The organism is Acinetobacter sp. Q186-3 (genome assembly GCF_013420655.1).
GTDB classification, from domain to species: domain Bacteria; phylum Pseudomonadota; class Gammaproteobacteria; order Pseudomonadales; family Moraxellaceae; genus Acinetobacter; species Acinetobacter indicus.
The window spans coordinates 194,877-216,721 of record NZ_VOXS01000002.1; the positions used below are offsets into that span (position 1 = coordinate 194,877).

The 21,845-nt window shown below is 41.9% G+C and carries 22 protein-coding genes and 7 pseudogenes; 20 read left to right on the forward strand and 9 right to left on the reverse strand.

Going from position 1 to position 21,845, the window contains the following annotated elements:
• Positions 1-25: 25 nt before the first annotated feature.
• From FTT64_RS02630 to FTT64_RS02645, 5 genes and pseudogenes are all read left to right on the forward strand, one after another.
• Positions 26-814, forward strand: a complete 789-nt coding sequence (locus FTT64_RS02630) for a hypothetical protein (RefSeq protein WP_227554596.1) — start codon at positions 26-28, stop codon at positions 812-814.
• Between the two features lie 382 nt (positions 815-1,196).
• Positions 1,197-1,640: pseudogene (locus FTT64_RS02635) on the forward strand (hypothetical protein); the annotation flags it as partial.
• Between the two features lie 4 nt (positions 1,641-1,644).
• On the forward strand, positions 1,645-2,712 hold the full coding sequence (locus FTT64_RS02640) for a PoNe immunity protein domain-containing protein (RefSeq protein WP_163146177.1): 1,068 nt from the start codon (positions 1,645-1,647) through the stop codon (positions 2,710-2,712).
• A 58-nt stretch (positions 2,713-2,770) separates the two neighbouring features.
• A pseudogene (locus FTT64_RS14390) lies at positions 2,771-2,911 on the forward strand (hypothetical protein); the annotation flags it as partial.
• A 4-nt stretch (positions 2,912-2,915) separates the two neighbouring features.
• Positions 2,916-3,983, forward strand: coding sequence for a PoNe immunity protein domain-containing protein (locus FTT64_RS02645; RefSeq protein WP_163146176.1), 1,068 nt, complete (start codon positions 2,916-2,918; stop codon positions 3,981-3,983).
• 77 nt (positions 3,984-4,060) lie between these two features.
• Here the strand turns inward: FTT64_RS02645 and FTT64_RS02650 are convergent.
• A pseudogene (locus FTT64_RS02650) lies at positions 4,061-4,327 on the reverse strand (4Fe-4S dicluster domain-containing protein); the annotation flags it as partial.
• On the opposite strand from FTT64_RS02650, the gene FTT64_RS02655 reads away from it, so the two are divergent.
• The gene (locus FTT64_RS02655; RefSeq protein ID WP_163146175.1) at positions 4,321-4,692 is read left to right on the forward strand and encodes a hypothetical protein; all 372 of its coding nucleotides are present in this window, start codon (positions 4,321-4,323) and stop codon (positions 4,690-4,692) included. The pseudogene FTT64_RS02650 and the gene FTT64_RS02655 sit on opposite strands and share 7 nt — an antisense overlap.
• 8 nt (positions 4,693-4,700) lie before the next feature.
• Entirely contained in the window at positions 4,701-5,657 is a 957-nt protein-coding gene (locus FTT64_RS02660; RefSeq protein ID WP_168397029.1) for a hypothetical protein, read from the forward strand.
• A gap of 34 nt (positions 5,658-5,691) precedes the next feature.
• Here the strand turns inward: FTT64_RS02660 and FTT64_RS14570 are convergent.
• The 3 pseudogenes from FTT64_RS14570 to FTT64_RS02670 all read right to left on the reverse strand — a co-directional run.
• Positions 5,692-5,816, reverse strand: a pseudogene (locus FTT64_RS14570) (4Fe-4S dicluster domain-containing protein); the annotation flags it as partial.
• 205 nt (positions 5,817-6,021) lie between these two features.
• Positions 6,022-6,189: pseudogene (locus FTT64_RS02665) on the reverse strand (IS481 family transposase); the annotation flags it as partial.
• Positions 6,190-6,306: 117 nt separating this feature from the next.
• A pseudogene (locus tag FTT64_RS02670) lies at positions 6,307-6,889 on the reverse strand (IS3 family transposase); the annotation flags it as partial.
• 290 nt (positions 6,890-7,179) lie between these two features.
• Here FTT64_RS02670 and FTT64_RS02675 point away from each other — a divergent pair.
• From FTT64_RS02675 to FTT64_RS02700, 6 genes and pseudogenes are all read left to right on the forward strand, one after another.
• Positions 7,180-7,608: a hypothetical protein gene (locus FTT64_RS02675; protein ID WP_075167225.1), complete on the forward strand. Its 429-nt coding sequence runs from the start codon at positions 7,180-7,182 to the stop codon at positions 7,606-7,608.
• Positions 7,609-7,905: 297 nt separating this feature from the next.
• Complete coding sequence (locus tag FTT64_RS02680) at positions 7,906-8,361, forward strand: hypothetical protein (protein ID WP_168383889.1); 456 nt, start codon at positions 7,906-7,908, stop codon at positions 8,359-8,361.
• 521 nt (positions 8,362-8,882) lie between these two features.
• A complete protein-coding gene (locus FTT64_RS02685; protein WP_227554595.1) occupies positions 8,883-9,164 on the forward strand; it encodes a hypothetical protein in 282 nt (93 codons plus the stop codon).
• Positions 9,165-9,219: 55 nt separating this feature from the next.
• Positions 9,220-9,696, forward strand: a pseudogene (locus FTT64_RS02690) (IS5 family transposase); the annotation flags it as partial.
• Between the two features lie 39 nt (positions 9,697-9,735).
• Positions 9,736-10,023, forward strand: a complete 288-nt coding sequence (locus FTT64_RS02695) for a hypothetical protein (RefSeq protein ID WP_168397027.1) — start codon at positions 9,736-9,738, stop codon at positions 10,021-10,023.
• Between the two features lie 25 nt (positions 10,024-10,048).
• A complete protein-coding gene (locus FTT64_RS02700; protein ID WP_168397030.1) occupies positions 10,049-11,311 on the forward strand; it encodes a type VI immunity family protein in 1,263 nt (420 codons plus the stop codon).
• 147 nt (positions 11,312-11,458) lie between these two features.
• On the opposite strand, the gene FTT64_RS02705 is transcribed toward FTT64_RS02700, so the two are convergent.
• Positions 11,459-13,171: an electron transfer flavoprotein-ubiquinone oxidoreductase gene (locus tag FTT64_RS02705; RefSeq protein ID WP_045796688.1), complete on the reverse strand. Its 1,713-nt coding sequence runs from the start codon at positions 13,169-13,171 to the stop codon at positions 11,459-11,461.
• A 188-nt stretch (positions 13,172-13,359) separates the two neighbouring features.
• Here FTT64_RS02705 and FTT64_RS02710 point away from each other — a divergent pair, with 188 nt between their 5' ends.
• From FTT64_RS02710 to FTT64_RS02730, 5 genes are all read left to right on the forward strand, one after another.
• A complete protein-coding gene (locus tag FTT64_RS02710) occupies positions 13,360-13,971 on the forward strand; it encodes a DUF1285 domain-containing protein (RefSeq protein ID WP_035363548.1) in 612 nt (203 codons plus the stop codon).
• 46 nt (positions 13,972-14,017) lie between these two features.
• Complete coding sequence (gene murI / locus FTT64_RS02715) at positions 14,018-14,887, forward strand: glutamate racemase (RefSeq protein WP_168397031.1); 870 nt, start codon at positions 14,018-14,020, stop codon at positions 14,885-14,887.
• Between the two features lie 112 nt (positions 14,888-14,999).
• Complete coding sequence (locus tag FTT64_RS02720; protein WP_180181993.1) at positions 15,000-16,028, forward strand: DUF4062 domain-containing protein; 1,029 nt, start codon at positions 15,000-15,002, stop codon at positions 16,026-16,028.
• 66 nt (positions 16,029-16,094) lie between these two features.
• Entirely contained in the window at positions 16,095-17,123 is a 1,029-nt protein-coding gene (gene hemH / locus FTT64_RS02725) for a ferrochelatase (RefSeq protein WP_168381716.1), read from the forward strand.
• Positions 17,124-17,126: 3 nt separating this feature from the next.
• Entirely contained in the window at positions 17,127-17,771 is a 645-nt protein-coding gene (locus tag FTT64_RS02730; RefSeq protein WP_127800305.1) for an MBL fold metallo-hydrolase, read from the forward strand.
• A gap of 69 nt (positions 17,772-17,840) precedes the next feature.
• On the opposite strand, the gene FTT64_RS02735 is transcribed toward FTT64_RS02730, so the two are convergent.
• A complete protein-coding gene (locus tag FTT64_RS02735; RefSeq protein WP_005181916.1) occupies positions 17,841-18,020 on the reverse strand; it encodes a hypothetical protein in 180 nt (59 codons plus the stop codon).
• A gap of 181 nt (positions 18,021-18,201) precedes the next feature.
• Positions 18,202-18,375, reverse strand: coding sequence for a DNA gyrase inhibitor YacG (locus FTT64_RS02740; protein ID WP_005181919.1), 174 nt, complete (start codon positions 18,373-18,375; stop codon positions 18,202-18,204).
• A gap of 84 nt (positions 18,376-18,459) precedes the next feature.
• On the opposite strand from FTT64_RS02740, the gene FTT64_RS02745 reads away from it, so the two are divergent.
• Positions 18,460-19,110 carry an SAM-dependent methyltransferase gene (locus FTT64_RS02745; protein WP_171527143.1) on the forward strand — a complete coding sequence of 217 codons (651 nt, stop codon included), beginning with the start codon at positions 18,460-18,462 and terminating at the stop codon, positions 19,108-19,110.
• A gap of 2 nt (positions 19,111-19,112) precedes the next feature.
• A complete protein-coding gene (locus FTT64_RS02750; protein ID WP_168397033.1) occupies positions 19,113-20,315 on the forward strand; it encodes a TIGR03862 family flavoprotein in 1,203 nt (400 codons plus the stop codon).
• A 64-nt stretch (positions 20,316-20,379) separates the two neighbouring features.
• Here the strand turns inward: FTT64_RS02750 and FTT64_RS02755 are convergent, their stop codons facing one another.
• Together FTT64_RS02755 and FTT64_RS02760 are read right to left on the reverse strand one after the other, a co-directional pair.
• Entirely contained in the window at positions 20,380-20,928 is a 549-nt protein-coding gene (locus FTT64_RS02755; RefSeq protein WP_127800311.1) for a hypothetical protein, read from the reverse strand.
• Positions 20,929-20,941: 13 nt separating this feature from the next.
• Complete coding sequence (locus FTT64_RS02760; protein ID WP_171527142.1) at positions 20,942-21,724, reverse strand: class I SAM-dependent methyltransferase; 783 nt, start codon at positions 21,722-21,724, stop codon at positions 20,942-20,944.
• Positions 21,725-21,845: the final 121 nt, after the last annotated feature.

A 21,845-nucleotide genomic window follows, 5' to 3' on the forward strand; every position in this document is an offset into this window, starting at 1 on the left:
TACGAAAAGTAAAGGAAATGAAATCATGCCACCACAAAGTGCTATTTTACATTTTGGACAGCAAGGATTAAAAGATTTTATTCAATATAGTAATGCGCCAATAGACCGCCAACCTGCGGGGATGAATTTTTTGTCACTAGATTGGAGACCGCCCAAACTGGGACAGGTTAAAATTGTAACTGAACAAAGTAACTTTGAAATTGATAATGTTATTAGTGTAATGGGGACGCAAATTGCACGAATGGGCAATGATGGTGTTTTGATTATGGATGTAACCGCTAGTTTACATGCTAATGAATATACGACTAGAGAAGATGCATATCAGGCTTATGTAAAACTTATGAAGCAAATGAGTGAGAAAAACTGGAAGCAGTATTTTTTACCTTATTCGGAACGTATAGATAAAAAAGATAATTTAAAATATATGAGTCAAAACATGGGAGAGGTTATTGACCCTAGCTATATTTTAAGTTTTAAAGAGTGGCAAGAAATGATGGATCTGACTAATGGCCATATGTATTTTAATTTATATAATAGTAATATTAATTTGGGGATATCTCTTTCTAAAACATATAAAGATGATAAAAAAGAACAGTATATGCTGAGATACAGTTTTGAGCATTTTAGATATACTGGTTTTAATGCTATTTCTAACTCAGATGAAATGACAGCAGAACAGTTAAAACAAGCCTTTTTAGATGAAAGGAGGGAAAATGAAAAAGATCGTAAATTTAAGGAACAAAAAATTAAACTGGAAGGCTATCATATTGATGGCAGCTATGTAGACCCTGATGTTTGGCAATATATGAGATAGGATATTTGGTCGGCTTTGTTTCACAAAGTTGTTTGTTAGGTTTAATTTAGCAATATAATTGTGAGACGAGTAAGCCCACACCTAAAATCTATTCGACATCCAACTGGCCTAATTACAATAAAAAGTTTTAATTAATCGTGGAAATATTTCGATTTGTTTCGATCTTCAGACTCAATGGTGCACAAAATTACTGCAGTAGTTCCGCTAAGAAAAAATGCAAACCTTGGAAAGATAAAACTGAGTTCCTAGAACGTAATGAGTTACTTCGAATAATTCACTGTTTAGGTTTAGGCAGAAACCTATGAAAATAATGGTTGGTTTATCATCGTCGCAGTTTGGTAGAAACCAAGATACATCGCATCAAATATAGATAAGCTGACAAAATGCACTGAGCCAGCGAACACTGATGATACCTAAAGCAGCCATGATGGCATTGAAAATGGGTCTCGATGTTTATATGGCATCAGACCAAGATGATAAAGTGAAACCCTCCGTTGGAACAACGGTGAGTGATGGCGTACAAATGTCACATTTATGGATATCTCGGAAAATTGCTTCAGCTAAAATAGTTACCACACATAGTGCCTTTATTCGAGAAATTAGAGCTTGGGAAAGGGTTAATTTTAAAGCATCTATAGAAAAAAGAAGAGGTCAAACAGTTGCTGTAAGATGCCCTTATGATCGTAGTTTAGTTACTATTACTGGTGATAAATTTGATCATCATGAGAAATGCAAAGGATTAAATAAACCAAAATGCACACGAACTGTGACTGCACATGGGATTAAATTAGAATTTGTGTTGCCGAATGATATGTTGGAGCGATAGAAGTATGTTGACAAAAGTTAATGATCAAATTATAGATTGGCAAAAATGGGAAAGCTTAGAAATAGATAATGAAATTAGCTTTCGAGATGAATATTTATTAATACAAGATTACCATGAGAATTTTGATGAATTATTAAACGGATTATATGCCGTTGTTGATGGATTTAGTCATTATAAAAATGATTCTAAGTTTGGTGGATATATTGCTTCTGGAAGAAGACGGATTATTGATACTTTAGATTTGATGTCCTTACAGTATTCAGCAGGTGGAGATTTAAATTTTATAAAAGAACTTTACCCGTATCTTCTTCATTGGGCAGAAGAATATGCTGAAACGAGTCATCTTTATAATTTAAGCCCTGATGCAGGTGGACGTTATGTCTGGCATATTTCCTTGGGAACTGAAGATTATTGGTATATTGCTTTACGATTGATATGCTTTGGTTTACTGACAGGGTATGCAGATCAAATGAGTCGAATTATGACGATTATCGACTACACAGAAGCAACACCTGAAGGACAAGAAAAAGATGGCTTAATCGAGCGATTGGTTGCTCCATTTGTAACAGATCGAGGCATACCACCGAATGATGCACGTCGTCATTTGCCTTATCGTAAGCTCATTAAAGTTTTTGATGCTGCACCTGAAAAACGTCCAGCGATGATGTTGCAGTACTTAGAAGATTGGTATGAAGCCAGTCGTCGTGAACCTTATCATGATCAACATCCACAACCTGATATTAGATCAGGCATCAGTTATTTTGGTTATTGGTCATGGGAAGCAGCAGCTGTTACATGGTTGTTAGATATTGATGATACAAATTATCGAGAGCATCAATTTTATCCGAAAGATTTAGTTGATTTTTCTAAAGCACAATCAGAAAAAGTACAAACACAAGATTCAGTAGAAAAAATTAAAATCAAAGGTGGGGATAAATGTCCAAAAACAGGTTATTGGACGACGCCAGCCCAACCAAATGAACGTCAATATTTTGATAGAGGTGACATTTTACCAATGCTTTCAGAACAAGACTGGGGTGAAGTATATTGGTATTTTGATGGTGAAAAATAAACTTAGAATATCGCAAGATTTAGCCATCCTTATAGGGTGGCTTATTTTTTTATGATAAAGCCTAGTCATAATTACAGGCGAAAAATTTGATCATCATGAAAAATGTAAAGGTTTAAATAAACCCAAGTGCACACGGACAGTGACTGCGCATGGGATTAAATTAGAATTTGTTTTACCCAATGAGATGTTGGAGAGATAAAAGAATGTCGATACAAGTAAGTGATAAAGATATAGATTGGCACAGTTGGTTAAATTTAGAAGTAAAAGATTCAAAAAAATATAGAGATAACTTTCTTGAATCAAAAATGTATCATAAACGATTTGACATTTTAGTGAATGGTATATATTCCGTTACAGACGGTTTCAATAAGTATAAAAATGATTCTAAATTTGGCGGATATATCGCAGCTGGTCATCAACGCTTACAAGATGCTTTAAACTTAATATCTTTACAATATTCCGCGGGTGGAGATTTAAATTTTTTAACGGAACTTTACCCATATATTCTTCATTGGACAGAAGAGTATGCTGAAACGAGTCATCTTTATAATTTAAGCCCAGATGCAGGTGGACGTTATGTCTGGCATATTTCTTTAGGAACTGAAGATTATTGGTATATTGCATTACGATTGATATGCTTTGGTTTACTGACAGGGTATGCAGATCAAATGAGTCGAATTATGACGATTATCGACTACACAGAAGCAACACCTGAAGGACAAGAAAAAGATGGCTTAATCGAGCGATTGGTTGCTCCATTTGTAACAGATCGAGGCATACCACCGAATGATGCACGTCGTCATTTGCCTTATCGTAAGCTCATTAAAGTTTTTGATGCTGCACCTGAAAAACGTCCAGCGATGATGTTGCAGTACTTAGAAGATTGGTATGAAGCCAGTCGTCGTGAACCTTATCATGATCAACATCCACAACCTGATATTAGATCAGGTATCAGTTATTTTGGTTATTGGTCATGGGAAGCAGCAGCAGTGACATGGCTATTAGATATTGATGACACCATTTATCGAGAGCATCAATTTTATCCGAAAGATTTAGTTGATTTTTCTAAAGCACAATCAGAAAAAGTACAAACACAAGATTCAGTAGAAAAAATTAAAATCAAAGGTGGAGAGCAATCCACGAAAACAGGTTTTTGGACGACTCCTGCCCAGCCAAATCAGCGTCAGCACTTTAGTAAAGGTGAGATTTTACCAACGCTTTCTGAACAAGATTGGGGTGAAGTATATTGGTATTATGATGGTGAAGAATAAAACTATATCGCTCAAGGGGAAACTTTCGTATTTATCGAAGTTTAATAAAAAAACTTTAGCGAGGGTTTTAAAAGACATTACATATTCGAATAGCTCATATCACCTGCACCCTCAGGTACAACCCAAGTAATATTTTGTGACGGATCTTTAATATCACAAGTCTTACAGTGAACACAGTTCGCAGCATTAATTTGGAAACGCTTAGAACCATCATCATTTTCCATTATTTCGTATACACCAGCAGGGCAGTAGCGCTGAGCAGGCTCATCCCATTGAGGAAGGTGAAGTTTTATATCGTGTTTTAGATCCACGTAGTTTAGATAACAGTATTTGTTGGATGCGTAAGTCTGAGTTTGGAAAGCTAAAAAGTCGTGAAGATTGGCGTGATAAATTTGCAGTTTGGGCAAGCTGGAATGCTAATGGTGAATATCTTGAATATACAGTTCCTAAAGGACAGAAGTTGTATGCATGGGAAGGACCTGCTGCCTCACAACAGCTTAAAGAATTCTATTTAGAAGGTGGTGGGATTCAAATTGTGCTTCATCCTGATCATTTAATTCCTTCGGGATTAAGCAAGCGCAAATTGACAGGTTGGGGCTATGGCACCGACACTGAGATTGGCAACTTTTCAATGGTTGGCGTTCCAACTTTACAAACTAATATGGGCGATTATAGTTTGGCTGCCAAGCTAGAACATAAACCAAGATAGAGAAAATTATGAATTACGAAGTAAATCCTAAAGCTACATATTTGTTAGAACAATTTAGCTCGTTAGCATTTTTTGAGACTATGCGTAATAACTATCGTTTTTTTTTAGATAGTTTAGAAGAATTATTTGAAATCTATATGCATAATTTACCATATAGTTTACGAAGTTTACCCTATCCTGAGCAAGCAGATATTCAATGGGGAGAAACTGTTTTGCCTAATTTAAGAAATACAATGGACTATATAGACGAGTGTTATGTAAAAATAAAATCAGGAGATTTTACATATTTGGATTGTGTGGGTGATGTTCGTTCCAATGATAAAGGCTTAAGTGAATTTTCTCCACATTGGATGGATGATTTACCTAAAGATAGAGTAGAAAAATGTTGGGATTACTATTCAATTGCCAAAAGTTATGCTTCGATTATTTCAAATACTTATCCAACCTATTGGAATATTGATGAGCTTGTTATTGATTATCCTGAAGCTGATATATTTCATGAAATCAATCTAGTTTTACCTGACTCTTATCCAATTTATAGGATAAATCCAGAAATAATAGTTAAATCTAATGAGAACGTTGGGAAAACAGGTATCTATATTTGTGAAGAAGATAGAAACAGAATTGAGTTTATGGCAGCAAGTGAGGAGGAAGGTAGAGGAGTAGGAAGTGTTATAGCTACTGGAATGGATCCTGAAACATTTGAGACTTTTTATGGCGATTGTACTTGGGTACTAGTTGAACGCATTGCAGATGAAGGTGGTTCATCTGAGACAATTCAAGTTGAAAACTTAAAAGGTTTTGCTGGTCAGACTTGTCAACGGACAGGTAATTGGTGGAGTCCTGCAAATCAATTGCAATCCCGTTATTTTGAACAGGGAGAGGTATTCCCTGAGGTTGAAAATAATAGTTGGGGAGAGACGATTTGGTATTTAGAAGTTACTAATAAAATAAATGAAAATTAATGCGAGTTTTTTATTTCTTTGATTCTCAAATAAATTACCTGTTTGGATTGTTCGGACCATCCGTAAGATTAGGTATAGGTATAACGCGTATAATGTTCTGTGAAGGGTCTTTAATATCTCGGTCTTACAGCATATACAGTTGGCTGTATTAATGAAGAATAAAAAGTCATGACGAGTGGTTAGATGTATGACATGTTAAAAATTGAAGGCCGAATCCAACGTTTGGAAGTTTATGATGGAGCTTTAAATGCTTTAGGATCTTCGGGAGATACACAAATTGGTTGTACTAGCTCAAACCTGATCTGACAGTTACCCATTTTTTATTGTGCCTGTCAGGTTAAATTTGAGCTAAATTCTTCTCAGCTCAAATCCGTTTTCCATCAAGTAAAGTTTCAAGTGGTGTACGACCACAGCACATTTTTCCTTGATGAGTCCGTTCAGTATTATAGAATTTCAGCCAATCGTCTAGATCAACTTGTAATTCTTCCAATGAGCTATAAAGCTTCTTCCTAAACGTAATTTGATAGAACTCCTGGGCTTTGTTGCACAAAGATTTCATAACTATATGATTTTAAAAGTTTTGATTATTTTTTGATCCAAAATTAAATTTATTTAAATCAGATGCTTACATATTTATGTAACAAAGCCAATTTGGTTTGCAATATAACGCCTGTATACCCATTTTCTTCATTAAAGTACGTGTATGACGTCGTCCTATATGATGCCCTTGACGATTCAACAAATCACGCATCATACGACTGCCTGCAAAAGGATATTGCATATGTAATTCATCAATACATCGCATCAGCTTCAGATCTGATGAGCTAACAGGTTTTGGGCGATAATAATAACAACCACGAGAGACTTTCGGTAACTTAGCTTGTTTAGATACTGAAATCTGAAGTGAGTGATCGATTAACTTTTGTGGTTGAAGCGGCCCAGTTTCTTCAACACACCTTCTAAAAAATCAATTTCTAATGCCTGCTCACCGATTTTTGCATGTAGTTTTTTTAGATCAATGGGGAGTCTGATGGAGCTTTTGATTGATCGAAAGCTTGCGAGGAAGCTGAGATCAATTGATTTTTCCAGTCAATAATTTGGTTTTGATGAACATCAAACTCAGAACTCAATTCAGCAAGTGTTTTTTCTGCTTTGATCGCAGCAAGTGCTACCTTGGCCTTAAAGTCATTTGAATGATTTCTTCTTGGTCTACGTGCCATAAAATACTCCATATATTGATGTTTATAACATCATTGGAGGAGCAGAATATCACTTATAGGAGTTGTTCAAATTTCCGGATCCATCTCTCTTTCGAGCAAGAAGAGCTGCTTCAAAGTGTGCTGCTAAAAGTGAAAAATAAGATGATGACAATGGATCAGGCGATGGAAGACTTAGAGAGTTTAGTTGACGAAAACGAATAAACTCATAAAACATAACTTTATGCTAACACAATTAATTTGGCATCAAAGAAACGTGAAGTTAGGAATATTCTTTAAGTAAATTAAAAATTATAGGTGATGTGATGAATATATTTAAAAAAATTGTGATGCTGCCAGTAGGCTTGGCTTTAGGTTTGGTAGGTTGCAGTGCAGGCTCAAGTAAAACTTATATACTTACGACAACCTCCTTTAATTATGATCCAAGTTATCGCACATATGATGTTTTGTTAAATGAAGAGTTAATTGGTAGTGGCGGTACGAAAAGATCGGCAGTTATTACAGGACCACAATATGTTACATGGGGGCAAACAAATATTCGTAAACAACACGTTGCAAAAAATATTCCTTATTTAACCAAAGAGGATTTAAAAGGAAAAAGTTATTTAGCAGTGCATCTCTATCCGGATGATAGTGTTGAAATTACACTTACAGATTCTGAAAGCATGCCTAATGCTACACAGAAAGGGCTGGAATGGAGAAATAAACTACGAAAAGAGAAAAATAATAAATAGTGGTGTCCTATGATAAGTAATATAAAAAGTTAAGAATACAAATCAAGATGTAGATAATCTTGGTCCACAAAAACACAAGACTGTGCTGATGGGGATTCAAGTTAGTCATCCTATTTATGTATCTGGTGTCGGAACCTCATTTAATCGTGAGCTAAATATAGTCGAAAAAAGAATAGCCACAGTGCAAGATTATGAGCTTACAGGTGGTGTAAGACGGATAAGATATGGTGAAAATCAAATCAATATTAACTTTTCGAAGCCGTTCGAAAAGAAGTTGGAGTCGCGACAGGTGATGTGATGAATATATTTAAAAAAATTGTGATGTTACCAATAAGTTTAGCTTTAGGTTTGGTGGGATGTAGTTCAGGTTCCGGTAAAACCTATGTTCTAACGACCACATCATTTGGCTATGATCCCAGTTATAGACCATATATTGTACGAGTGAATGGCGAGGAGGTTGGAGGAGGCTTTGGGGCAGCCACTAAACGATCTGCGATTATTACTGGACCACAATATGTTACATGGGGACAAACAAATATTCGTAAACAACACGTTGCAAAAAATGTTCCTTATCTGACCAAAGAGGACTTAAAAGGAAAAAGCTATTTAGCAGTGCACCTTTATCCAGATGATACGGTTGAAATCACATTGACTGAAGGGCGAAATATGCCTGATGCTACAAAAATGGGATTAGAAGTGAGATCGAAATTAATTGATGAATTAAATGAGAGTGATAAAAAAATAAAAAGGTAAGAATATGGTTTCTCAATTAGGCTTTGTTGCACAAAGATTTTATAACTATATGATTTTAAAGGTTTTGATTATTTTTTGATCCAAAATTAAATTTATTTAAATCAGATGCTTACATATTTATGCAACAAAGCCGATGGATGGCAAAATACATCAGATTATATACCTGAACAACCAGTCTACAGTATTCCACCGGAAAAGATGCCAGTAATTCCGGCTCAACCATTTAATTTTCCAAGGTTCTAATTATATGGAAATACTATTTTATTTAAGATGGATTGCGGTTTTTTTATTCGTATCTAATTTTATTCTAATGATATATTTCTTATATAGGTATTATATTAGTAATAAAATGGCAACTGATATCTGGAATTTTTTTTCAAAGAATAATAGTTTTAACAAAGTAATGAGCGATATTGTTTTTAAGAAAAAAAATAATTATCAAAAAATTACTAAGCTAATAAGATTAACATATTGGCTGGTAGGTTTGTTTCTTTGTTTAAGTATATGGAGTGTCGGTTATTATGAAGCTAATTTTATGTAGTTTTTTATTTTTTTTATCTGTGATTAAATCTACTTTTGCTTGTGGAAAAATTGAATATTCTAATCAAATTAAAAACTCTAATTTTGATCTCAATATTTTAAGTTTACAAGGAAATCTAAAAAAGATTGATAAGGTAATAAATGGCTTACCTGATGGATTTTATAAAGAGTATATTTTAGGTGTGAGTTTTTTAGATGGGAAAGGCTTTGTTGCACAAAGATTTCATAACTATATGATTTTAAAGGTTTTGATTATTTTTTGATCCAAAATTAAATTTATTTAAATCAGATGCTTACATATTTATGCAACAAAGCCGTATAGATGCCAAAACCCTGCAAATACGCGCTATTCAACTCACTACAAATAATGTGAGTGATTCACAAGTGCTTGGTGATTTACTCGATCAGATTCCACAAGATGAGCAGATTGACGCTGTTTATACCGATGGAGCTTATGACACCAAGCAATGCCGTCAGGCCATTGCAGATCGGCAAGCACATGCGGTGATTCCACCTAGAAAAAATGCGAAACCATGGAAAGATAGAAAGATCAGCTCGCTAGCGCGAAATGAATTACTTCGAACAGTTAAACGTTTAGGCAGGACAGTATAGAAAAAATGGTCAGGCTATCATCGCCGCAATTTGGTGGAAACCAAGATGCATTGCATCAAATTATTAGGCGATAAATTAATGGCAAGAAGCTTTCCTAGTCAGGTGAATGAAATTCATGCACGTGTAGCAGTCCTCAACAGATTTACGGAATTAGGTCGACCACTTACCCAAGTTACGCCTTAAATTTGGCTCAATTAGGGGCGCTTTGCATTTCAAATCTTTGTGCAACAAAGCCTTGCAATTCCAGAATACAGAGCTGAACCACTTTCGCTGACGAACATTTTTGCTTTGGTGGAAATTAAATTTCAAGGTGACAGAATTCAACAAAAACAATTTGATGAATATGGCAAATTAAATAATCAATCTAAACAAGCAAAAAGAGTTAGTGGTATTACGGTTGGTGAAGGATTTAAGTTATCGTTGTTTCGTTATCCTGAAGACAAGTCACCAGAATCTAACGATGATAAATCACAAGGTAATTCATCTAATAATTGTCGTGGAAGAAATTAAATAGCTTATTAATTAGGATTTGTAGATGAGCACATCAACTTTATTTTTGAATGACCAAGAAATAGAAGAGTTAGTTCGGGATATTCCTCAAGATACTTCAATTCTTTATGGGGAGGAAAACCAAGAATTTGGTGTTTGTCCTTATGTTACTTTTTATATTTGTAATAAAGATTGTGTAGAAAGATTAAATAAAGTTGTGGCTATTTATATCGAATTTGAAAATTCTATTATAGATAAGCCTTTTCAATTAAGGTTTAGGAGTGATACTGAAGTATGGAAAAAGGCTGATAAGTGGATTAGAAGTCGTGACGAAATGTTAAAGGAAATGACAACGGTTTATAAAAAACATTTTATTTACTATGTTGGTGCAACATCTGCAGAATCTCCTAATCAAAGTGCACGTTGGGCCTTAGGCGCTAAAATTAGAGACTCAAATGAACGTTATTCTAGTATTAAATTAACCTTTGGTGATAAATGGTATAGATCTAATCCAGTTAGGTGGCATCATTTTGTTAAGCAGTGTCTAGAAAAGCTTAACCCAATTCAAGCCTATAGTGGCTATGAAATAGGAAATACAGGGCAATTTGCATTTGTATCTCCAGAGTTTGAAACAGTTGAGCGGACTTTTACGGATTATTTTTACGGGCTTGATATTGACCATCCTGGTATGGAGTTTTCTCATGAAAATATGTTTATTGCGGAAGATCGTGATGGGTTAGGTGGTGGTATTCGTACGCCAACATGGTGCTTTTTACTTTCTCCCTATTGGCTAGAGAAACTAGGTCTGAGTGAAGAACAAATTCGTGAAAAGCTGAATGATCCACGTATTGAAATAACTAAAATAGAGGATTCAGAAAATCCTAATCTATATAGTCTATGGATCCGTTTGGGCGAGCTCTCACTTTATCCAGTTGAAGAAGGTGTCCCTGATCTATTGGTGTTGGCAAATGAGCTAATTAAACCGATACGTTGTGATAACTTAAAACTTACGACCTTAGATGCATGGTCAGATGATCCAAACCCACGTTTTGATGCAGTAAGTGCGAAACAATGGATTGCTCGATTTGATAAAGACAGTACATGGCCTGAATTAAAACGAGTGGAAGTCGAAGCTCAAGAACCAGAAAGAATAGATATTGTACTCGCTGGAGAACCCTGCCCACACGCAGGTTACTGGTATACATTTGCCAAAGAAAACTCACGCCAATATTTTAAACACGGAGATACTTTCCCTGATTTTGAAAGTGATTGGGGGGATGTGTATTGGCAGTTTGATGGGGAAGAATAAACTCAGTCATGAACGGCTTACTATAACTTTAGTATATATTTTTACTAAAATAACAAAAATAAAAATAGCTATAAGTATTGAGTTAGATTTATCTAAGAAAGAAAAAATAAACCCGCTTACGCGGGTTTATTTTGATCTCAATCGAGATTACATATTTGGATAGTTTGGACCACCACCACCTTCCGGTGTTACCCAGGTGATGTTCTGTGATGGATCTTTAATGTCACAGGTCTTGCAGTGTACGCAGTTGGCTGCGTTAATCTGGAAGCGCTTGGAACCATCATCATTTTCCATAATTTCATACACACCCGCAGGGCAGTAACGCTGTGCCGGCTCATCCCATTTAGGCAAGTTCACATCGACCGGAATCGAGGCATTGGTTAGTTTCAGGTGCGCTGGCTGGTTTTCTTCGTGTACGGTATTGGATACAAACACCGAAGACAAACGGTCAAAGGTCAGCTTGCCATCCGGTTTTGGATAGTTCGGCTTAAAGCTTACCGCATCTACGGTTTTCAGTGCGCTGAAGTCAGGCACTAAATCATGCAGAGTAAATGGTACTTTAAAGATGTTCTGGTCGATAAAGTTAAACGCACCACCAAACCATTGACCAAACTTGTGCATCGCCGGGCCAAAGTTACGCGCGTTGTAAAGCTCTTCTTTCAGCCAGCTGTTGTTGAACTTCTCGGTATAAGACGTTAATTCTTTTGCAAAGAAATCTTCACCTTCAGTCACGCGGGCAATGGCCAGATCACCACCTTTTTCGACACCGGCAGCAATCGCTTCAAAGACTGCTTCACCACACAGCATGCCGGATTTCATTGCGGTATGAGAGCCTTTGATTTTGGCAAAGTTCAGGAAGCCTGCATCATCACCAATTAACGAACCACCCGGGAAAGTGAATTTCGGCAGCGAGTTAAAGCCACCTTTGGTTACGGCACGCGCACCATAAGAAATACGTTTACCGCCTTCCAGATACTGTTTAATCAGAGGATGAGTCTTCCAGCGCTGCATTTCCATAAATGGATACATGTGCGGGTTTTCATAAGACAGATCGACGATCATCCCCAGCGTGACCTGGTTATTTTCCGCGTGGTAGAGCCACCAGCCGCCGGAAGAACCGGTTTCAGACAATGGCCAGCCGGCACCGTGCATCACCAGACCTGGCTTATGTTTGGCCGGATCAATTTCCCACAGCTCTTTAATCCCGATACCGTAGTGTTGTGGATCGGCATCTTTGTCCAGATTGAATTTCTGAATCAGACGTTTGCCTAAGTGACCACGACAGCCTTCAGCAAACAGGGTGTATTTGGCATGCAGTTCATAACCTGGGGCAAAGTTGTGGGTCGGTTCACCATCTTTACCAATGCCCATATCACCGGTTTGAATACCTTTTACTGTGCCATCTTCATGGTACAGAATTTCAGACGCCGCAAAGCCCGGGAAAATCGACACTTCCAGCTCTTCGGCTTTCTGGCCTAACCAGCGCACCACGTTACCAAGCGAAATGACATAGTTGCCATCGTTGTGCATGGTTTTTGGCACCATCCAGTGTGGCGCTTCTTTCGAAGTGGTTTCAGACAGCAGGAAGAACGTTTTATCTTCTGTCACCGGTACATTTAAAGGTGCACCTTCTTCTTTCCAGTTCGGGAACAGCTCATTGATGGCACGTGGTTCCAGCACCGCACCTGACAAGATGTGCGCACCGACTTCGGAGCCTTTTTCTACGACACAAACGGACAGATCATTCAGGTTATTTTCAATTGCAAGTTGACGGATTTTAATCGCCGCAGACAGACCCGCAGGGCCAGCACCTACGATAACTACGTCAAACTCCATCGATTCACGTTCGATGTGTTCCATGTAGGACTCCTCATAATACTAGAAGGTGGCAACCGTCATCTCAGAATCCGGTGCTGCCATGAGTGTTCTTAGTTCCTAGACACAAATTTGCTATCGTGTCTTTTATATTGTGGGCTAGTATAGTTTTAAACCTTGGTCTAGCCAATTGGCTGAATCATATTATTTTTCCGTCAGCAGGGTATTCAATGATGAACAATGAGCACAATGAACCAAATCCGACGAAAAAAGTAGCATTTTCTGATGATAAAAATTTAATGGGCATTGCACAATACTTAAAAGATGCACAGCCCGGTCACAAAAGGTCAATTCCCCCTTTGGAGCACTGGCATCCAAAGCATTGTGGCAAAATGGATTTAACGGTAAAAGCCAATGGAGAATGGTGGCACGAAGGTCAATTGGTGAAGCGCCAGTCATTAATTGAGCTGTTTTCTACCGTACTCTGGAAAGAAGGTCACACGTTCTATTTAAAAACCCCGGTCGAGCAGATTGAAATTGAGGTGGAAGATGAGCCTTTATTTGTCAATCAGGTAGATCAAGTTGATATTGAAGGCAAGACCTATCTGCAACTGACCACTACCACCCAGGACCTGGTGATTGTCGATGAGCAGCATCCGATCTTTATGCGTGAATATGAAGGGGAGTTGCGTCCCTATGTACATGTGCGTTTTGGTCTGAATGCCCTGATCCAGCGTGCGGCTTTTTTTCATCTGATCGAGCTGGGCAGCTTGCAGGAAAATGCCGAAGGCGATGCAATTTTAAGCCTGAAAAGTGGTGATTTGCTATTGCAATTAGGCACCTGAGGTTTAAGCTTGAGCCATCCTATTTCAAACTGCTCATTCCGCTGCCATGACCGCCATTCATCCCCTTGCTCCTTTGTTGCACCCTATGACCAGAGCGCAGGTGGATGCGCCAATCGGGATTTTTGATTCAGGCATTGGCGGCCTGTCGGTGGCACTGGAAATTGCCCAGCATTTGCCCAATGAACAGATTGTTTATTATGCCGACACGGCGCATGTGCCTTATGGCCCGCGTGATGATCAGGAGATTCGTGAACTGACTGCTCAGGCTATCGAGTGGCTATATCGGCAGGGCTGTAAAATTGCAGTGGTGGCTTGCAATACTGCTTCGGCTTTTAGTCTGGATTATCTGCGTGCGCATTATGGGGAAGATTTCCCGATTGTCGGTCTGGTCCCGGCCTTAAAACCGGCGGTACTGCAGAGCAAAACCAAAACCGTGGCCGTGCTGGCGACACCGGCGACCTTTCGTGGCCAGCTAATTAAAGACGTGATTCAGCGTTTTGCCTTGCCGGCCGAGGTCAAGGTGATTCCTTTAACCTCGCTTGAGCTGGTGCCTTTTGTGGAAAGCGGAGCACAAATGAGTGCTGCCTGTTTAACTACTTTAAGTGAACTGCTACAGCCAGTGGTGGATGCTGGCGCAGATCATCTGGTGCTGGGGTGTACCCATTATCCCTTCTTAAAAACTGCGATTCAGTCTATTTTTGGTCAGAAATTGACATTAATTGACTCAGGAACTGCCGTTGCGCGTCAAACTTCCCGCATTTTAACGAAAAATGAGTTATTATTTGAACAGAGCCGAGCCGATCAGGTGCAGATTCATTGTTATGTCAGCGGTCAAAATGCTGAACATTTACAACCGATTGTCGGGCGTCTGATGCCTGAGCAGATCCGCTGGAAAATTTCCAATCTGCCTCGCTAAGCCATGCTCCATAAAGAAAGCAACATGATTGCTTCAGCATGACTTATTTTTTTGATTGGGGAACAATACTGATGCCCATTGGGCGCTTCAGCTATTGAGGGAAGGAGAGCCAATGCTCGATAAACGCTATCAGGTATTTATCTCTACGTCCGGTTCAGAGATGCAGCCGGAACGCATGGTATTGACACAGACCTTGGTGGGAATCGGCTTCTTTTCCTGGGGCTTGGAGCAGCGTACGCCATTGAGTACGGCATTTGCTCGTCGTCAGATTGATGACTGCGACTATGTGGTGCTGTTACTGGGCAGCCAGTATGGCGAGCAGTCGGTATCGGGTGTGGGCTATATGCATCTGGAATATATTTACGCGGTCACCAAGCAGAAACCGATGATTGTGTTTATGCACGAAGATCCGGATTCACGTGATGCCAGCTTGCAGGATGCCAAACCTGAACTGCGGGAAAAATTTAAAGAATTCCGTCGCCTGTTGCAGCAGGAAGTTGATCAGGTGTTTTGCTATCGCAGCTTGCGTGATCTGGAGCTGGCGGTACGTTTCAATATGCCGCAAATGCTGGAGCGTTATCCGGTGGTGGGCTGGGTGCGTCCGCAAAATACCCAGGCCCTGCATGATGAAATCGAGCAGCTACAGGCCAAAGTGGCCCAGTTAAAAAATGAACTTGGCAAGACCGAAGCCGATCCGTTTTTAAGCCTGCCCAAAGTATCCATGCATGAAGCTTTCCAGTTTGAATACCGGATGCATGCCTATCAAGATGGTAATTTTAAAGAACTGAAAGTACAAAAACAGCTGACCTGGGCGCAGCTGTTCAGTATTTTAGGCTCGACCTTTATTCATCCGACCCCGGAAGAATATTTTTCCAAACGCATGAATGAATATTTAAATGATACCGGCCTGACTGATGCGCGGCGTGAAATGCCGCGGGCGCATGCGGTGGCACGGGCGCAAATCAATATTCGTGCCTTGCATACCATTAAAATGCAGATGCGCCAGAATGACTGGATTGTGCAGGCCGGCCGGGATGAACGCCAGCGTATGCTATGGCAGACTACAGCCAAAGGGCAGAAGTTGCTGGACAGTAACCTGCTTGATAATGATCGTGTTTTTCAATATAAATCGACGTATTAATTCATTTAGTAACAGACGGGAAAGCTGTTAAAGTAAACGCGTTCCCTGATGATTCCTGAGAGCCTAATGTCTGTTGTTGCGAAACCGAAAATCACCATTATTCTGGCCAATTTGGGCACACCGGATGCACCGACTGTGCCCGCGGTACGACGTTTTCTGAAACAGTTCCTGTCTGATCAGCGGGTGATTGAAATTCCCAAACTGCTGTGGCAAATCATTTTAAGGCTGTTTATTTTACCGTTTCGCCCCAAACGCGTGGCACATGCTTATGCCATGGTCTGGAATCAGGATTCGCCTATGCGCGAAATTTTGCAGGCGCAGGTTGATGCCATCAGACAGACCTTAACTCCGCTCTACCCGGAATTTGAGCTGAATATTGTGCCAGCCATGACCTATGGCAACCCGGGCATCGACGCTTTGCTGGCAAAGCTGGCCCAGCAGCCGCAAGATCATCTCCTTGTCCTGCCGCTATTCCCTCAATATTCCGCAACTTCCACCGCGCCGCTATATGATGCTATAGCCAAATGGATTCCGCAGCAGCGCAATTTGCCGGGGCTGAGCATTATCCGCGATTATTATCAGCATCCTTTGTATATTCAGGCTTTGGCGCAGAGTGTGCGCGAATTTCAGGCCGAGCATGGTCCGGCGGAAAAACTGCTGATGTCATTTCACGGTATTCCACAGCCGTATGCCGATAAAGGCGACCCGTATGCCGAGCGCAGTCGCACAACCGCTCAACTGGTGGCGCAGGCGCTGAGTTTAAATGAGGATCAGTGGGCGATCAGCTTCCAGTCACGTTTTGGCAAGCAAGAATGGGTCAAGCCCTATACCGATGTGCTGCTCGAAGAATGGGGCCAGCAGGGAGTTAAATCGGTTCAGATCATGAGTCCGGCATTTTCTGCCGACTGTCTGGAAACCCTGGAAGAACTGGCGATACAAAATGCCGAGATTTTTCAGCAGGCGGGCGGGGAACACTATGCCTATATTCCGGCGCTCAACCAGCGGGACGATCATTTACAATTGCTGAATGCCTTGCTTCAGGCTAATCTGGATGCGCTGAAACAGACTTTTGCCCATTTTCAACAGGACGCTTAACCCATGTTACAAGTCAAAATTGTGCCGGTCACGGCATTTGCCCAAAATTGTTCCATCGTCTGGGATGCAGAAAGCAAAGAGGCCATTTTGATTGATGCGGGCGGCGAACCGGACAAGCTGCAGGCAGAAGTTGAAGCACTGGGCTTAACTGTGAAAGCCTTATGGTTAACTCATGGTCATCTGGATCATGCCGGTGCTGTCGGTGCCTTAAAAAAACGCTGGGATGTGCCGGTCATTGGCCCGCATAAGGAAGATGCATTCTGGCTGGATATGATTCAGGAAGTATCGGCGCGTTATGGTTTCCCGATTCCTGAAAAGGTCGAGGTGGATCAGTGGCTGGAAGGTGGTGAGCAGCTGCAGCTGGGCAATGAACAGTTTGAAGTGCGTTTTGCGCCGGGACATACCCCAGGTCATGTGATGTTCTATAATGCCAATTACGGTTTGCTCTGGACCGGTGATGTGCTGTTTAAAGGCTCGATTGGCCGGACAGATTTCCCGCGAGGGAATCATCAGCAATTACTGGATTCAATCCAGCGTGAATGTTTTAGCCTGCCCGATGAAACCCAGTTTATTTCAGGGCATGGTCCGATCAGTACCATTGGTTTTGAAAAACAGCACAATCCTTTTGTGGCGGGGCAGGCCGGTTAATCTGCAAATTTCACCCTAACCAAAGTCAGCACAGTGCTGACTTTTTTATTGCGCCGTTTTGATTGCCATTTATTTGCGAAACGGGTCATTCAGCTGTTTTTTCGCTTCCATGCCCACCAGCCAGGCCATTAAGGCAAATAATACCGCCACCCCAATCAGCAGCGTATCCTGACTATATAAACCGACCGCCAGCATTAAGATTGCGGCAAGCAGAAAGGCGAAAAAAAGAATTTTCAGGAGCGTGGGCATACAGGGCTCGATAATTAGAATCTCGAGGCCATTTAAAAAAGAACCGAATGCGAATAGGGTAACGTTTTGCAGTAAAATTTTTAAATGTGTGCGCTGTTTGCGCAAAGAAGTTTTAAATGTGTAGGATTTTTATTACACCTTTCCAGTAAAAGCGGCTTTTTGTAAAACCGCGTAACTCATTTTAGTCTTCCGGGTTATCTACCGAGGGTGCATCCTGAGTCGGCAGGCGATATTCATCACTGGCCCAGGCGCCCAAATCAATCAGCTTGCAACGCTCGGAACAGAAAGGGCGAAATTCATTGCCTTCCCAGACAGAAGGTTCACCACAACGTGGGCAAGGGAATGTACGTGGCATGCGGGTCTCCTGATAAAATCCCGGATTAGATTAGGCAAAAACAGCTGCACTTGATAGACTTGTGCGGTTTTTTATAAGTTTGATCTGATTATGCCCATTCGTCAATTTCAAGCCCAGCGTATGCATGCTCCGCGTGACTTTCAAGCCATTGCCAATACTCCTGTCTGTATCGAAATTGGTGCAGGCAAAGGCAAGCACGCGCTGTTGTTCAGTGGGCAACATCCTGAGCAAACCCTGTATGCGATTGAGCGCACCCGGGAAAAGTTTCTGGCCATGCAAAAGCAGCATGGATTAGAACTGCATGCCAATCTGCAGCCAGTCCATGCTGATGCCTTACCGTGGATTGTACATGCGCTATATCCGGCGCAAGTCGAGCAGTACTTTATTTTATATCCGAATCCGGAGCCGCATAATCCGGCCCAGCGCTGGCTGAACATGCCATTTTTTGAGTTTTTGCTGTCACGTTTGCAACCGAATGGACAGATTACCCTGGCCAGTAATATCCCTGAATATATTGCCGAAGCTGAACAGCAATTATTGGCGCTATGGAAACTACCGTTTGAGAAACAGCGGATTGCCGCCGATTCTGCCCGGACCCATTTTGAAATTAAATATTTGCAGCGCGGTGAATTGTGCCAGCAACTGATTATTCGCAAACCGGAGGGTTATCGTACCCGTTTTGACGATTTTCAGCCGCTTCAGGGCCAGTCGCCAGCGCAGGCAGTGGAAGAATAAGCATGTCCAAGCGGATTGCCATTATCGGGGCAGGCCCGGCCGGCTTGATGGCGGCTGAGGTGCTCAGCCAGTATGGCTATAACCTGCATGTCTATGAGCAGAAGCCTTCGGCAGCACGCAAGTTTTTAATGGCCGGAAAAACCGGGTTAAATATTTCCCATGCCGAAGCAGTGCCGCAGTTTATTCAGCGTTATGATCAGGCCGACTGGCTGGCGCCGTGGATTCAGCGCTGGGATGCTGGCTGGATTCAGGACTGGATGGCAGGCTTGGGCATTCGCTCCTATGTCGGTTCATCCGGGCGGGTATTTCCGGTGGAGATGAAAGCTGCGCCGTTATTACGGGCCTGGTTAAAACGACTGGCGGATAATGGGGTGCAGTTTCATTACCGCCAGCAGGTCAAAGGCCTTGAGCAGCAACAGCTGCAGATTCTGGACTTAAAACATGGGCAACTGCGCAGTGAAGCATTTGATGCGATTGTGCTGGCTTGTGGTGCGCTGTCGTGGTCGCAATTAGGCAGTGATGGTGCCTGGCAGGACTGGCTCCGTCCAGAGCAGATTGAACCATTTCAGGCCAGCAATGCCGGGGTGGAATATCCGTGGTCCAGCTTTATGCAGCCAGTGTTTGGTCAGCCTTTAAAACGGGTTGAGGCCTGGGTAGAACCGCATACGCGCAGTATCGGCGATATTGTCCTGACCCATTATGGACTGGAAGGCGGCCTGATTTATAAGCAGGGCCGGGCCTTACGTGCACAGCTGAAACAGCAGCAGCGCATGGTGCTGTTTCTGGATTTACTGCCCGAGCAGTCCCAGGCGCAGCTGGCCAAAAAATTACACCCCAGTAAAAAGCAGTCACTTAGCAATGTCTGGCGTAAAGCCGGTTTAGATGCAGCCAAAAGCAGTCTGCTGCGTGAACTGGTCGATAAAAGCTTATGGCATCAGCCGGAGGCGCTGGCGGCACAGGTGAAACAGCTGCGGATTGAATTAACGGGTTTTCGCCCGATTGAAGAAGCGATTAGCTGTGCCGGTGGAATCAAACGCAGTGCCTTCAGCCCGCAGTTACAGCTGAAGGATCATCCGGCGGTATTTTGCTGCGGTGAAATGCTGGACTGGGATGCACCCACCGGCGGCTATTTGCTCACGGCCTGTTTTGCCACCGGACGGGCAGCTGGAGAAGGTGTACATGCCTATCTCGCTACAGGGCAGTAAAACTCACCGGCATTCTCCCTGTAAAGATCAGGGCTATTTAGGGCCCTGAGGTTGTGCATATCATTTAATGCTCGAGCTGTGGATACTGATCGCGCCAGTGTTCTAATTGCTCTTGGGCATGAATAAATTTCCCCAGACCCTTAACGCTGTCTGGCGCACTCTCCGATGCAGCTGAAGCTGGTTGCTGGGCATGCAGCTGGGCCTGATGATCCCAATATTCATACATCAGGCCCTGAATATAGCGGCCTTGTTCGGTCTTTAAATCCAGTTCTTTCAGCATATTCAGAGCCGACTGGATATTGTCACCTTGCCGGCTTCGTGCAAAGCCATCATCCAGCGTACCTTGCTGCTGCATTTGCATCAGTTCAACTTCCATGTCTTCACTCATCTGGCCAAAGCGCTGTTCATAGTCGGTTAACAACTGCAGGTCATGCAAGTCCTGCTCGGTTTTCGGGAAAGTGCGTACCGGCTCACTTTTCAGTTCCTGCAGCACCTGATCTTCGGCGCTTAATTCCTGCTTCGGTTCTGGTGACGGATTACGCTCGCAGGCACTCAGCAGCAGTGCACTGCCAAGCAGACAGGCCAGAGATAAAGGTTTGATCAGATTGGACATGACAGGTTCATCCTTATTGTTCTGTAATTTTTGTAAAGCTATACACATGGGTCAGGTAGGGAAAGTCAATTTGTTGCTGCGGCTGTTTGCCTGTATATTGCAGCACCATCTGCTCGAACTGCTGTTTCAGCTGCTGTTGCTGGTGTTCAGGCAGCGTGGCAATAAAACTGGTAGAAAGCAGGCGTTTTGACACCACCTGTTCAACTGTACCGCTTTGCCATTGCTGAAAAGTAGCTTCTGCGTTAGCGTTAAAGCCGGTTGCAGCCGAAAAGACCTGTCGCCATTGGCCGCTATGAAAACGCGGGGTATCGCCTTCCAGCGGTGCTATATGGTCGACCAGTGCTTTGACCCAGTCGATGCTGGTGTCACGCTGATTCCAGATCAGCAACAGCTGGCCACCCGGTTTCAGCACCCGGTAAATTTCGTTCAGGGTTTCAAGATTGGCAAACCAGTGAAAGGACTGCGCGCAGCAGACGGCATCGACACTGGCATCAGGCAGCGGCAGGGCATGACTATAGGCTTGAATGCTTTGCACATCAGGATAGTGTTGCTGTAGTTGTGCCAGCATTTCGGCCACCGGCTCAACAGCAATCACATGCGGGCTAAGCTGTTGCAGAATCGGCAGGAATTTACCGGTACCGGCACCTAGGTCGACACAGACCGGTGCGGCATCAGATTTGAGCTGGTTTTTTAACCATGCAACCAGCGCTTGTGGATAACTTGGTCGGACCTGTTGATAAAGTTTGGCGGCTGTGGAAAAGCCTTGTTCTGCTGCAGGATGGAGGAATTGTGTCATATTTTGCGCTTTTTTATCTGCCGGGCATCTATAAAATAACATATTCGCTTTTTAGTCGTCGGCATACGGTCTATTTGTTATTTTGAATCTTGATAGAGGGCTGTGCAGCTCTGGTGTGGGA